Origin of the sequence: Kribbella yunnanensis (genome assembly GCF_039529655.1) — a bacterium.
GTDB classification, from domain to species: domain Bacteria; phylum Actinomycetota; class Actinomycetes; order Propionibacteriales; family Kribbellaceae; genus Kribbella; species Kribbella yunnanensis.
The window spans coordinates 133,362-145,569 of the sequence record NZ_BAAANF010000025.1 but is presented as its reverse complement, the minus strand read 5'-3'; the positions used below and the strand labels follow the sequence as shown (position 1 = coordinate 145,569).

11 protein-coding genes are annotated in these 12,208 nt (G+C 66.6%); 9 read left to right on the top strand and 2 right to left on the bottom strand.

The genetic code is table 11. The features are described from left to right. Positions 1 to 16: 16 nt before the first annotated feature. The 6 genes from ABD231_RS36730 to ABD231_RS36705 are packed head-to-tail and all read left to right on the top strand — an operon-like array spanning position 17 to position 6,921. A complete protein-coding gene (locus ABD231_RS36730; protein ID WP_344163113.1) occupies positions 17 to 1,294 on the top strand; it encodes an ABC transporter substrate-binding protein in 1,278 nt (425 codons plus the stop codon). An 11-nt stretch (positions 1,295 to 1,305) separates the two neighbouring features. After that, a complete protein-coding gene (locus tag ABD231_RS36725; protein WP_344163110.1) occupies positions 1,306 to 2,181 on the top strand; it encodes a carbohydrate ABC transporter permease in 876 nt (291 codons plus the stop codon). Further along, positions 2,168 to 2,977, top strand: coding sequence for a carbohydrate ABC transporter permease (locus ABD231_RS36720; RefSeq protein ID WP_344163107.1), 810 nt, complete (start codon positions 2,168 to 2,170; stop codon positions 2,975 to 2,977). The genes ABD231_RS36725 and ABD231_RS36720 overlap by 14 nt, the downstream gene beginning before the upstream one ends. 10 nt (positions 2,978 to 2,987) lie before the next feature. Next, positions 2,988 to 3,710 (top strand): SDR family NAD(P)-dependent oxidoreductase, encoded by a 723-nt coding sequence (locus tag ABD231_RS36715; RefSeq protein ID WP_344163104.1) that lies wholly within the window; start codon positions 2,988 to 2,990, stop codon positions 3,708 to 3,710. Next, on the top strand, positions 3,707 to 4,921 hold the full coding sequence (locus tag ABD231_RS36710) for an enolase C-terminal domain-like protein (RefSeq protein WP_344163101.1): 1,215 nt from the start codon (positions 3,707 to 3,709) through the stop codon (positions 4,919 to 4,921). Before ABD231_RS36715 ends, ABD231_RS36710 begins: the two co-directional genes overlap by 4 nt. Further along, positions 4,918 to 6,921: a glucosidase family protein gene (locus tag ABD231_RS36705; RefSeq protein ID WP_344163098.1), complete on the top strand. Its 2,004-nt coding sequence runs from the start codon at positions 4,918 to 4,920 to the stop codon at positions 6,919 to 6,921. The genes ABD231_RS36710 and ABD231_RS36705 overlap by 4 nt, the downstream gene beginning before the upstream one ends. On the opposite strand, the gene ABD231_RS36700 is transcribed toward ABD231_RS36705, so the two are convergent. Further along, positions 6,918 to 7,586: a GntR family transcriptional regulator gene (locus tag ABD231_RS36700; RefSeq protein ID WP_344163095.1), complete on the bottom strand. Its 669-nt coding sequence runs from the start codon at positions 7,584 to 7,586 to the stop codon at positions 6,918 to 6,920. The two genes, ABD231_RS36705 and ABD231_RS36700, sit on opposite strands and share 4 nt — an antisense overlap. Positions 7,587 to 7,730: 144 nt before the next feature. On the opposite strand from ABD231_RS36700, the gene ABD231_RS36695 reads away from it, so the two are divergent. Together ABD231_RS36695 and ABD231_RS36690 are read left to right on the top strand one after the other, a co-directional pair. Continuing rightward, entirely contained in the window at positions 7,731 to 9,347 is a 1,617-nt protein-coding gene (locus tag ABD231_RS36695; protein WP_344163092.1) for a phage tail tip lysozyme, read from the top strand. A gap of 13 nt (positions 9,348 to 9,360) precedes the next feature. After that, positions 9,361 to 9,975, top strand: coding sequence for an S-layer protein (locus tag ABD231_RS36690; protein ID WP_344163089.1), 615 nt, complete (start codon positions 9,361 to 9,363; stop codon positions 9,973 to 9,975). A 3-nt stretch (positions 9,976 to 9,978) separates the two neighbouring features. Here ABD231_RS36690 and ABD231_RS36685 read toward each other — a convergent pair whose 3' ends face one another. Beyond that, positions 9,979 to 10,851: a dimethylarginine dimethylaminohydrolase family protein gene (locus tag ABD231_RS36685; protein ID WP_344163086.1), complete on the bottom strand. Its 873-nt coding sequence runs from the start codon at positions 10,849 to 10,851 to the stop codon at positions 9,979 to 9,981. A gap of 143 nt (positions 10,852 to 10,994) precedes the next feature. On the opposite strand from ABD231_RS36685, the gene hisC reads away from it, so the two are divergent. Then, the gene (hisC, locus tag ABD231_RS36680; RefSeq protein WP_344163083.1) at positions 10,995 to 12,077 is read left to right on the top strand and encodes a histidinol-phosphate transaminase; all 1,083 of its coding nucleotides are present in this window, start codon (positions 10,995 to 10,997) and stop codon (positions 12,075 to 12,077) included. Positions 12,078 to 12,208: the final 131 nt, after the last annotated feature.

Sequence of the window (12,208 nt, the reverse complement as noted above, 5' to 3'; positions counted from 1 at the left end):
CGGAGGACGCACCACCATGCAACGCATCAGCCATTGGAAGGCGCTCACCGCCCTCACCATGACCGGAGCCCTCGCGCTCACCGCCTGTGGGGGTGCCGGTGGCGCCAAGCCCGCGGCCGACAAGCCGGTCGAGTCGCTGAAGTTCTACAACGACAAGGGCGGCTGGAAGGACGCGTTCATCCAGGTCGGTGCCGCGAGCAAGCAGGACATCGGCGTCGGGATGGAGCCGGTCGGCTACTCGGACTCGAACAGCTACACCGCCTTCATCCGTTCGTCGTTCCGGACCAAGGAGAAGGCGGACCTGTTCACCTGGCATACCGGTAAGGAGCTGGAGGACCTCGTCGACCAGAAGCTGGTCGCCGAGACCACCGAGCAGTGGACCAAGGCGATTGCCGACGGCAACGTACCCGAGGCGCTGAAGCCGTACTTCACCTACGACGACAAGCAGTACTGCGTCCCGCTGAACGCGGGCTACTGGGTGATGTACTACAACAAGGCCGTCTTCAAGAAGGCCGGGATCACCGCGAACCCGAAGACCTGGCCGGAGCTGCTCGCCGTTGCGGACAAGGTGAAAGCCGCCGGGGTGAAGCCGTTCTACCAGACCAGCATCCTGTTCAGCTTCGTCTGGTTCGAGACGCTGCTGGCCGGCAAGGACCCGGACCTGTACGACGCTCTCGCCGCGGGCAAGGCGAAGTACACCGACCCCGGTGTGGTCGAAGTGATGAACGACTGGAAGAAGCTGATCGACGCCGGCTACTTCAGCGACCCGGGAGCGAAGACCGAACCGCAGGCGCAGCTGAAGAGCGGCGATGTCGCGATGGTCAACTTCGGTACCTGGTTCAGTGGCTCGCTGAACACACTGAAGATGAAGGCCGGTACCGACTACGACTTCTTCGTCATTCCGAACGTCAACCCGGCGCTGACGAAGACCTCGATGATCTTCGAGACCGGTCCGGTCTGTTCGGCTGCAGCGAGTGAGCACAGCTCGACCGTCAAGAAGTGGACGGACTGGTGGGTCACTCCGCAGGCTCAGACCGCGTGGGCGAACTCCCGCGGCGACCTGTCCTTCAATCCGAAGGCGGAGGTCAAGGACACCGGACTGGCTGCACTGAACAAGGACGTGAGTGGGGACGGCTACCGGCTGATCAACCGCTGGTTCGAGGCGACTCCGGTCCCGGTGGCGAACAAGGCGCTCGAGGTGTTCGGTGCGTTCGTCACCAAGCCGGGTGACCCGATGCCGGGCCTGCAGAAGATCCAGGCCGAGGCGGACGCGTACTGGGCCAAGCAGAAGTGAGCCGGAAGGGGTTGAGCAGCCGAACAGGGGCGCGGGCGGCGCCGCTGTTCGGCCTCCCGGCCGCCGGGGTCGTCGCTCTGCTGCTCTACCTGCCGTTCCTGTGGACGACGTACGTCAGCTTCACCTCGTACGACGGTCTGGCGTTGCCGGTGTGGGCCGGGCTGGCCAACTACCAGGCGATGTTCAGCGACCCCGATCTGATCGGTGCACTGGTCAATACGCTGCTGTGGGTCGTCGGGATGGTGACTCTGCCGGTGGTACTCGGGCTACTGGTCGCCGTACTGACTTATGGGCATCGGTGGGGGAGCTGGCTGCGGCTGCCGTTTCTGTTGCCCTATGCGATCTCTGGTGTGGCTGTTGGGGTCATCTGGGGCTTTGTGCTGCAGCCGGATGGCGCACTGGGGCAGGCGCTCGGGTTCTTTGGCCTGCCTGGTGCGCATACCGGGTGGCTGCAGTCCGGGCCCGGGAACACGCTGATGATGATCGTGGCGGTCACGTGGCAGGCGGCGGGCGTGAATGCACTGCTGTTTGTGGTTGGGCTGCAGTCGATTCCTGGTGAGCCGTTGGAGGCTGCGCGGTTGGACGGTGCGGACGGGTTCCGGCTGTTCCGGCACCAGTTGTGGCCGCAGTTGCGTCCGATCACCACTGTGGTGGTTGGGCTGTCGATCGTGGGCAGTCTGAAGACGTTCGATGTGGTGTGGGTGATGACGCAGGGCGGGCCCGGTACGTCGTCCGAGACGCTGGCGCTGTCGATGTACAAGGAGACGTTCGTTCTGAACGACTACGGGCAGGGTGCGGCGATCGCGTTGTTCCTCAGCCTGGTGACGTTCGCCGCGTCGATTCTCTACCTGCGCTACCAGTTGGGGGACGCCCGTGAGCAGGCTTAGAACCGGACTCCTCGTCGTACTCGGGCTGCTGTGGCTCGCGCCGATCTACCTGCTGGTGGTGAACGCGGCCAAGCCGGTCGACGGGTACGACGCTGACTCGGTATGGCGCCCTGCCGGGTTCGCGTTGTTCGCGAACTTCGGGGACGCGTGGTCGAAGGCGGCTCTCGGGGACACGCTGGTGGCTACGACGCTGTACAGCGTGGTGGCGCCGGTGCTGGCGGTGTTGATCGGCGCGGCGGCCGGGTACGCGATCGTCGTACTGCGGTTGCGGCGTGGGTTCTTGTGGTTCGTGTTCATCTTCGGCGGGACGATCTTTCCGTTGCAGATGGTGCTGATGCCGCTGTTCTCCGGGTATGCGTCGTCGGGTCTGTACGACACGCGGGTCGGGATGATCATCGTGTACACGGCGATCAGTGTGCCGTTCTCGGCGTTCGTGATGCGGAACTTCTTCACCGGGATCGCGCGGAGCGTCTTCGAGGCTGCTGTCGTTGACGGTGGTGGGTTGTTCCGGATCTTTCGGAGCATCTACCTGCCGATGGCCGGGTCCGCGCTGGCCGCGATCTTCATCCTGCAGGCGACGTTTGTCTGGAACGACCTGCTGCTGGGGTTGACGCTGAGCCAGTCCGAGTCCGTGCGACCGATCATGCCGGCGCTGACTGGGCTGCAGTCGACGTACGGCGGTGCTGCGTTGCCGACTGTCCTGGCCGGCGGGCTGCTGGTGTCGCTGCCCACGGTCGTGCTGTTCCTGGCCGCCCAACGTTTCTTCTCGCGCGGACTGGCACTCGGCCAGTTCTGAAAGGACCTCCATGTCTCGCACCGTTGTCGTCACCGGTGGTGCCGCCGGAATCGGCCGAGCCGCCGTCGAGCGTTTTCTTGCTGCTGGGGACTCTGTCGTTGCTCTCGACCGTGATGCTGCCGCTCTGGCGACTCTCCCTTCTTCTGTGCGCGGGATGGTCGTTGACGTGGCTGATCGTGCTGCCTTAGCAGGAGCTGCAGAACAGGTCGGTGGGGTGGATGTGCTGGTTTGTGCGGCGGGGGTGCAGCGGTACGGGACGGTGGTTGATACGCCGGGCGATGTGTATGACGAGGTGATGGGGGTGAACGTGGGCGGGGTGTTCTTTGCGTGTCAGGCGTTTGTGCCTTTGTTGCCTCGGGGCGGGAGTGTGGTGGTGGTTGCTTCTGTGCAGGCTTATGCGGCTCAGCAGGGGGTGGCTGCTTACTCGATGGGGAAGGGGGCGTTGCTGAGTTTGGTGCGGGCTATGGCGGTTGACCATGCGGCGGACGGGATTCGGGTTAACGCTGTTTGTCCGGGGTCGGTGGATACGCCGATGTTGCGGAGTTCGGCGGAGTTGTTCGGGGCTTCGGTGGAGGAGTGGGGGCGGTCGCATCCGTTGGGGCGGGTGGCTGAGGCGAGTGAGGTGGCTGAGGTCATTCACTTTCTGAGTTCGCCGGCGGCCTCGTTTGTGACGGGGGCTGATGTGAAGGTTGATGGTGGGCTTACTGCTCAGATTCCTGTGGTGTTGCCGTGAAGATCGTCGATATCCGGGCTACCACGGTGACTGTGCCGTTGGAGGCACCGCTCAGGCATAGCAATGGGGCGCACTGGGGGCGGTTTGTCCGCACGGTGGTTGAGGTTGAGGCTGACAACGGGCTGATTGGGCTGGGTGAGCTGGGTGGTGGCGGACAGAGTGCTGAGGACGCTATTGCTGGGCTGAAGCCGTATCTGGTTGGGCATGACCCCGCACGGACGGAGGCACTGCGGTGGATGATCGCCAACCCGACTGCGAGTCTCTACAACAACCGCACCCAGTTGCTGGCGGCTATTGAGTTTGCGTGTCTCGACCTGCAGGGGCGGGCGCTCGGCGTACCGGTGCATGAGCTGCTGGGTGGCAAAGTGCGCGACCGGGTGCCGTTTGCGAGCTACCTGTTCTTCCGGCATCCGAATGAGGACGGTACGGGTGAGATCCGGACTGCCGACCAACTGGTGGCGCATGCGCGTGAGCTGGTTGATCAGCACGGGTTCAGCGTGCACAAGCTCAAGGGTGGTGTCTTTCCGCCGGACTACGAGCGGGACTGCTTCCGGGCGCTGGCTGAGGCCTTCCCAGGGCACCGCGTGCGTTTCGACCCGAACGGCGCGTTCGGGGTCGAGGAGGCGATCCGGTTCGCGCACGGGATCGAGGACCTCGACAACGACTATCTCGAAGACCCCACCTGGGGGCTGAACGGGATGCGCCGGGTCCGCGAGAACACACGAATTCCCCTTGCTACCAACACGGTTGTGGTGAACTTCGAACAACTGGCCGCCAACGTCCGAGACCCGGCGGTCGACGTCATCCTGCTGGACACCACGTTCTGGGGCGGGATCCGCGCGTGTGTGAAGGCGGCCGGCGTCTGCGAGACCTTCCAGCTCGGCGTCGCCGTTCACTCCTCCGGCGAACTCGGCATTCAGTTGGCGACGATGCTGCAGCTGGGCGCCGTCGTACCGAACCTGTCGTTCGCCGCGGACGCGCACTACCACCACCTGCGTGACGACATCATTGCCGGCGGCAAGCTTCCGTACGCCGACGGCGCGATCGCGGTCCCGGACGGACCAGGGCTCGGGGTCGACCTCGACCGCGACAAGCTCGCCGAGTACGCCGAGCTGTACCGCGAGCTCGGCAACTACCCCTACGACCGCGACCCTGCACGCCCGGACTGGTACCCCCTGCTCCCGAACACCGATTGGGCCGACCCCTCATGACCATCCCGCGCAGCCGCGACTTGGCCAGCGACGTCCTCACTCATACGTACGACGACATGTTCAACCCGCCTGGGCTGACGAACTTCCTCGGTACCGCGCAGGTCGACCTGGACGTGTTCGCGATCCGCAGTGTGAACTTCCCGCCGTACTCACACGGCGACTGCATCACCGGCCAGCTGTACGTCGACGGTCGACTGGTCCGCTCGTACGGCGGCACGGTCGAAGTGGTGTGGCGCCCTGACCACGTGGTGCGGTCCACCACCGTCGACGGGCTCACCCTGCGCACGACAACCGCCTGTGCACCCGGTCGCCCGGCAGTCGTCGTACAACTGGAGGTCACCGGCGCCCCAGGACGTGAGGTCGAGCTGGGACTCACCCTGGCCAGTACGGCGACCGGTGCGGCCGGAGGCTGGTCGAACTACCTGCCGCCGTCGGAGCCGAACACCCTGCACGAGGTGGACGGCAGACTGCTCGGTGTCGGGGAGTCCGGAACCGCAGTGAGCCTGCAGGGTCTCGACGTACCGGCTGTGGTCGACAGGAGCATGCTGAAGGCCACCATCACCCTGGACGCCAACGGCACTGCACGTCTGGGCTACGTGCACGTGCTGGCGAAGGACCTGACCGAGGCGGAGGACCACTTCGAGGTCTGCGTCTCCGATATCCCCGCAGTGATCACGGTGTCGGAGGGCGTGTGGGACGTGGCGTTGTCCGACGCGTTCGACCCGGACAGCGACGGCTTCAGCGGATCGCTCCCCGTCCTCGAGACCACCAACGAAGCGCTGCAGAAGCTGTACTGGTGGGGTGTGCTGGGCGTGATCTGGTTCCGCCGCGACAACCCGGCCAGTGTGCTCGGACGTGCCTACGACACCCTGATGCCGCGGCACTGGGCGACGACCACGTTCATCTGGGACTACAGCCTCTCGTCGCTTACGCACGCGCTCCTCGACCCGGTGCCGATGCGGCGACACATCGAGCACTGGATCGACCTGGACATCCACAAGCACTTCGGTACCGAGTGGCTGACCGGTGGTCCCGTCGGACAGTGGTACTCGGTCAACGACTTCGCTATGACTCGCCTCGTCCGCGACTACGTCCGCTTCACCGGCGACTCCAGCTTGCTCAGCCCCGCAGTCACCGATCACATGGTCGAGTGGGCGACCGCGTGGCGCGGTCTGCGTGGGACGCACGCCCTGGCCGACTACGGCGGTATCGACAACCTGCTGGAGTGCGTGAGCAGCTACGTCCACGAGGTGGCCAGCTTCAACGCGGCCAACGTCTGGTGCATGCGGGTGGCGGCCGAGATCACGGGCAACCAGGACCTGCTGAAAGAGGCCGACGAGCTAGCCGGCCACGTCAAGGAGCTGTATGTCGAGGGCGCCGGCCACTGGACGGCACGTCAGCCCGACGGCGAGCTGGTCCCCGTCCGACACTGCTACGACTTCAACATCATCGGTACGACGATCGCCGACGACCTCTCCGAGTCGGAGCAAGCGGAGATGGTCGCGTTCTTCCAGCGCGAGCTCCAGACACCCACGTGGATGCGCGCACTGTCGCCGTACGACGCGGATGCGTCTTTCAGCCTGCGCCCGGATCACCAGTGGAACGGCGCCTACCCGGCCTGGCCGGCTGATGCGGCTCGCGCACTGATCGCCTTCGGCCGCACCGACGTCGTACTGGACTGGCTGCCCGGTCTGGCGCGGTCGGCGAACCAGGGCCCTTGTGGACAAGCGCACTTCGTCGAGGAGGGCGCACCGCTGATGGCAGGCGGCGCCCGGAAGGCTCCGCCGCAGGACCCGTACCTGATCGACTGGGCGTGCTCCTCGTCCGGCGCCTGGGTCTCACTCGTCCTGGAAGGCCTCTTCGGTGTTGAGGTCAGTCTGGACGGCACGGTCACCGCAAACCCGCGGGTCGCGGCACTGGATCCGTCAGCACGGCTCCGCGGTCTCAAAGTCGGCAGTACGACGTACGACGTCGGTGCCGACGGACTGCACCAGGTCTAGGCCGGCGGAGTGGCGATTGCTTCGAGGAGGGACTCCTCGGCGCCGGCCAGGTGACGCCGGAGCTCCTCGACGCACTCGTCCAGCTCGCCACGCTCCAGCAGCCGGATCAGCTTGCGGTGCGAGGCGACCTGCTGGCGGGCGTCTTGGCGCAGGGCGTCCACCCGGGCCAGGGCGAGCCGGGCCTCGCCGGTGATCGAGTCCTGGGTGGCGATCAGTCGCTCACTGCCGGTCAGGGCGACCAGACTGCGGTGGATGGCCAGGTGGGTCTCGGTCATCGCCTCCGGGTCAGCGCCGTCCTGGGCGGTCGCGGCGAAGGTCCGCATCGCCTTCCGGACCTCCTCCCGGGCGTCCTCGTCGGCGTCGAACCAGGCCCGGATCCCGGCCGACTCCAGCACGAACCGGGCGTTGCAGATGTCGGCCACCGCGGCCGGATGCAGGATCGCGACGCTGACACCCTTGTTCGGCTCGCGGATCGCCAGCCCCTCGGTGACCAGCATCGTCATCGCCTCGCGGACGGTACTGCGGGCGACGCCGAGCGCCTCGGCCAGCGGCTGCTCACGGAGCGGCGTACCGGGTTCGAGGTCGCCGGCGAACAGCGCGGAGCGCAGCGCGTCGACCACCCGGTCCACGGTGGTCGAGCGGTCCACCCGCAGCTGTTCGTACATAGAAAGATTCTCTTCCAATTGGCCGTCGTTGTCGCGTGCGGCACGGTACCCGGGCCGACCTGTGGATAACTCACGACACAATGACCTCGATCTGCGAGAAGATCTGCTGAGCAGTTGCCGCCCCGACGCGCCGAGGAGAGCAGGATGGACAACAAGGGTCCGCTGATCCTCGGTGGCGTGCTGACGGTCTTCTTCCTGCCGCTGATCATCGCGATCGCGCTGATCATCGGCAGTCTGATGAGCCTGCCGGACGCCGAGGCCTCCGGCTGCGGTGGACCGAGCGGCGCCGAGGTGAAGCCGTTCTCCTGGCCGACCGACGAGAAGGAGATCGACGAGGAGTGGTCCGACGACCACAAGGGCGTCGACTTCGATGTCGACGAGAAGAGCCCGGTCTACGCGGTCGACTCCGGCGAGGTCATCAAGAACGCCGACAACGAGATCTGGATCCGGCACGAGAAGGCCGTCGAGTTCCACTACAAGTTCTTCCACGACATGCCGGTCAAGGTCGGCGACAAGGTCGCCCGCGGCCAGCAGATCGGCACCTCCGGCTCGGGTGAGGAGGAGGAGGGTGCGAGTGGCGAGCACCTGCACTTCGAGCTCTGGGTCGACGAGAAGGGTGACGGCAAGCTCGTCAACACCGACCCCAAGGAGGAGTCGTTCGGCGACACCCCGCCGCCCGCCGGCGGTGGCGGCTGCGGCTGTGGTTCCGGCCCGCTGATCGGCACCGACAACCAGCAGAAGGCCTTCAACTTCCTGGTCAGCAACGGCTACTCCAAGGAGCAGGCCGCCGGTGCGGTCGGCAACATGGTCGTCGAGTCCTACGGCGTGCGGCCGCTCCAGTTGCAGGACACCAAAGAGGGCGCCGAGACGACCGCGCAGCAGGCCGAGGGCAGTTCGGCCGGCTGGGGCATCGTCCAGTGGACGCCGGCCAGCAAGATCATCAGCGCCTCGCGCCGCGACGGCGTCCCGTACGAGACGATCGGCACCCTCGAGCACCAGCTCAACTTCCTGCTGAAGCAGCTTCAGACCAACGAGAAGCCCGCCAGCGACCAGCTGAAGAAGACCACCACGCCGGAGGATGCGGCGTACGCGTTCGGGCACTACTACGAGCGGTTCGCCGGTCACGAGGGGGACCCGAACAGCCAGAACTACCGCGAGCGCAAGACCGCGGCCCGCCTGGTCTTCACCACCTTCTCCGGCGCCAGCCCCGGCGCGAATCCGGGCGCCACGGCGGCCACCGCCTGCGCCCAGGGCAGCGGCGACATCGCGGCCGTCGCCAAGAACCTCGCCTGGCCGAACCAGCGCCCGGAGTACAACCACCAGGGGTCGAACGCCGCGGATGCCAAGGTCGCCAAGCCGGAGTTCGTCCAGGCGATGAAGGACTTCAACGATCCCAACGGTGACCGTGCCTACACCGACTGCGGCCGGTTCGTCGCGACCGTCATGCACATGAGCGGGGCCGACAAGAGCTTCCCCAAGGTGTCGACCGGCGACCAGAACACCTACATGAGGTCGTCGGGCAAGTACGACTTCTGGCACGGCGAGCCGCCCGGCGGGATGAAGCCGGGCGACATCCTGAACGGCCCGGGCCACACGTACCTCTACACCGGACCGTGGGGTGAGGAGGGCAAGGGGTACAACTCGGCCTCCGGATCGCTCGGCGACCACGTTCCGTACGCCACTTACCTCTACAAGGTGGGCACGCAGTTCACCGTGTTCCGGTTGAAGGTCGCCCCGGCCGGTCCGGACAAGAAGTCCTGAGGAGGGACGCCAGATGGAGAGCGAAGGCCAGCACCGGATGCTGATCGGCGGTGTCGTGCTCGTGGTCGTCGTCGTGGTGCTCGGCAGCTTCCTGATCTTCCGGGACAAGGGCGCCACGATGCAGGTCACCGCGATCCCGAACGACCTGACCCTGACCCTCGACGGTCGGCAGGTCGACGCATCGGGGGAGATCAAGGTCAGCTCCGGCCGGCACACGATGGTCGGCGAGCGCCGCGGCTTCCAGTCGTACTCCACCACCTTCACCGCCGAGAGCGGCGACGAGATGAAGCTCAAGATGTACCTGTACGCCAACAGCGCCGAGGGCCGGGACTGGACGCGGAAGAACCCCGAGGCCGAGCGGGAGCTGGAGGCCGAGGCGGGCCGGAACTTCGACGAGGGGCAGCGGCGGATCGTGGCCCGCTACCCGATCATCCAGCAGCTGCCGCACCTCGGCCGCGGGTACAAGGTCGACTACACGACGTCGAAGAGCGACCCGCAGAACCCGGAGGCGCTGTCGATCCGGATCGCGACGTACACCGCGGACGGGAAGGACAACGCGCTCTACTGGATCACGTCGAACGGCTGGAATCCGGACGCGCTCGACATCATCTACACCACGATCAAATAGCGGTCAGAGCGGCAGGTGGAGCTCGCCGCCCGGGGTGCTGATCGCGGTCAGCGGGAAGTCGAGTGGGTTCGTCATGCAGCGGGCCGAGCCGCCGCCCTTGTGGAACTCGCTCAGGTCGACCAGTACGACGCGCAGGCCCAGACCGGTGAGGATCTCGTGCAGCCGCGGTGAGCAGGCCGGCATGATGATCGTCTCGTTCACGACCAGCGAGTTACCGCTGAAGGCGAAGGCCTCCTCGTCGGTCAGCACGATCGGGTCCGGGACGATCCCGGCCAGTTCGGCCTGGCTCGCGGCGTCGAAGGCCGGCGGGTAGATCATCGCGTGCGTGCTGTCGACCGGGCAGAACGGCAGGTCGAGGTGGTACATCCCCTCGTGCGCGATCCGCAGTCCGCGGACCCGGATGTCCCACTCGGTGGCCAGGTGCTTGAGCGCCTCGGCCTCGGTGCGCGGGCCGTAGCCGACGACCAGGCTGTCACCGAAGACGAACGCGTCGCCCGACTCGAAGTGCGGCCCGACACCCTCGGTGCCGGTCCGGCCGAGGTCGAAGCCGTGGCCGACGAACCAGTCGGCGGCGGTCAGGGACTCCTTGCGCCGGGGCTCGAAGCGCATGTGCGAGAGCATCGCCCGGCCGTCCGCGGCCGCCAGCCCGAGGTTCATCGCGTAGACCATGTCGGGGGAGTCCGGCCGCTGGGCCAGCACCTCGACCTCGCCGCCGGCGTCGACGATCGCCTGCCGCAACGCGTCCCACTGCTTCAGCGCGAGCTCGGCGTCGGGCTGGTCCTGCGTCGACATGTACGGGTTGATCACGTAGTCGATCCGGAAGTGGTCCGGGCGGACCATCAAGTAGCGACGACCCCACTCCAGCGACTGACCCATGACCCCTCCAGAAATGACTGATTGTCCGACAATCAGTCATTGTGCAGCCCGGTTCCTCTGCGCGCAACACAGCTCGGCAGGGCGCTCGTCACACAGCTCGGCAGGGTCTGGCCGGAGCGGGGTGTCAGGACTAACCTGCGGCTATGACTCCGGACAATGGCGTTCGCTTCCGCGGTTGCCTGGACGACGTGGCGGCTTACAAGCCCGGTCGTCCGCCCGCGACCTCAGACGGCAGGCCGTCGTACAAGCTGTCGAGCAACGAGAACCCGTATCCGCCGTTGCCAGGCGTGCTGGCGGCCGCGACCGACGCTGCCCAGCACATGAACCGCTACCCGGATATGGGTGCGGTCGACCTGCTGGAGGCGCTGTCGGAGCGGCTCGAGGTGCCCACCGACGACATCGCGGTCGCGACTGGGTCGGTGGCGCTGCTCTACCACCTGCTCCAGGCCGCGGTCACCCATGGTGACGAGGTCGTCTACGCATGGCGATCGTTCGAGGCGTACCCGATCGCGGTCCAGTTGACCGGCGCCACGTCCGTCCAGGTCCCGCTGACCGAGGACCACCGGCACGACTTCAAGGCCATGGAGGCGGCGATCACCGACCGGACAAAGGTCGTCCTGGTCTGTACGCCGAACAACCCGACCGGCCCCGTGGTTCACCGCGACGAACTGCTCGCCTTTGTCGAGGCAGTCCCGTCCAACGTGCTGATCGTGCTCGACGAGGCGTACCGCGAGTTCGTCCGCGACCCGGAGGTCGTCGACGGGGTCGAGGTCTACCGCGACCACCCGAACGTCGTCGTACTGCGGACGTTCTCGAAGGCCTACGGCCTGGCCGGCTTCCGGGTCGGGTACGCGGTCGGCCACCCACCCGTGGTCGGCGCGATCCGCAAGTGCGCGCTGCCGTTCGGGGTCAGCTTCGTCGCGCAGGCTGCGGCGATCGCTTCGTTGCGGGCCGAGGACGAGCTGCTCGCCCGCGTCGAGGACCTGGTGACCGAGCGGACCCGGGTCGTCGAAACACTGCAGGCGTCGGGCTGGCGGGTGCCGGACACCCAGACGAACTTCGTCTGGCTGGACCTGGGCGAGGCCACCGTGGAGTTCACCGCCGCGGTGCAGGCCGTGGGAGTGTCGATCCGCCCGTTCCCCGGAGATGGCGTGCGCGTCAGCATCGGTGAGCGCGAGGCGAACGATCTGTTCCTCGAGGTCGCCTGCGCCTGGAAAAAGGCATAAAAAAGTCCGGCCCGCGCTGGGACGAGGGCCGGAATGAGTGCGGCGCCGGGAGGAGTGAGGCTTTCTCCCGGCGCCGCCGGTAGTGCTTCCGAATCAGTCACCCCACCGAGGTGGCTCTTTCGGGTCCTGCA

Excerpts from the sequence above, each read along its gene's own strand:
- ABD231_RS36700 (WP_344163095.1), bottom strand. The coding sequence starts at position 7,586 with ATGTACGAACAGCTGCGGGTGGACCGCTCGACCACCGTGGACCGGGTG.
- ABD231_RS36705 (WP_344163098.1), top strand. The coding sequence starts at position 4,918 with ATGACCATCCCGCGCAGCCGCGACTTGGCCAGCGACGTCCTCACTCAT.
- ABD231_RS36715 (WP_344163104.1), top strand. The coding sequence starts at position 2,988 with ATGTCTCGCACCGTTGTCGTCACCGGTGGTGCCGCCGGAATCGGCCGA.
- ABD231_RS36695 (WP_344163092.1), top strand. The coding sequence starts at position 7,731 with ATGGACAACAAGGGTCCGCTGATCCTCGGTGGCGTGCTGACGGTCTTC.
- ABD231_RS36685 (WP_344163086.1), bottom strand. The coding sequence starts at position 10,851 with ATGGGTCAGTCGCTGGAGTGGGGTCGTCGCTACTTGATGGTCCGCCCG.
- ABD231_RS36730 (WP_344163113.1), top strand. The coding sequence starts at position 17 with ATGCAACGCATCAGCCATTGGAAGGCGCTCACCGCCCTCACCATGACC.
- ABD231_RS36690 (WP_344163089.1), top strand. The coding sequence starts at position 9,361 with ATGGAGAGCGAAGGCCAGCACCGGATGCTGATCGGCGGTGTCGTGCTC.
- hisC (WP_344163083.1), top strand. The coding sequence starts at position 10,995 with ATGACTCCGGACAATGGCGTTCGCTTCCGCGGTTGCCTGGACGACGTG.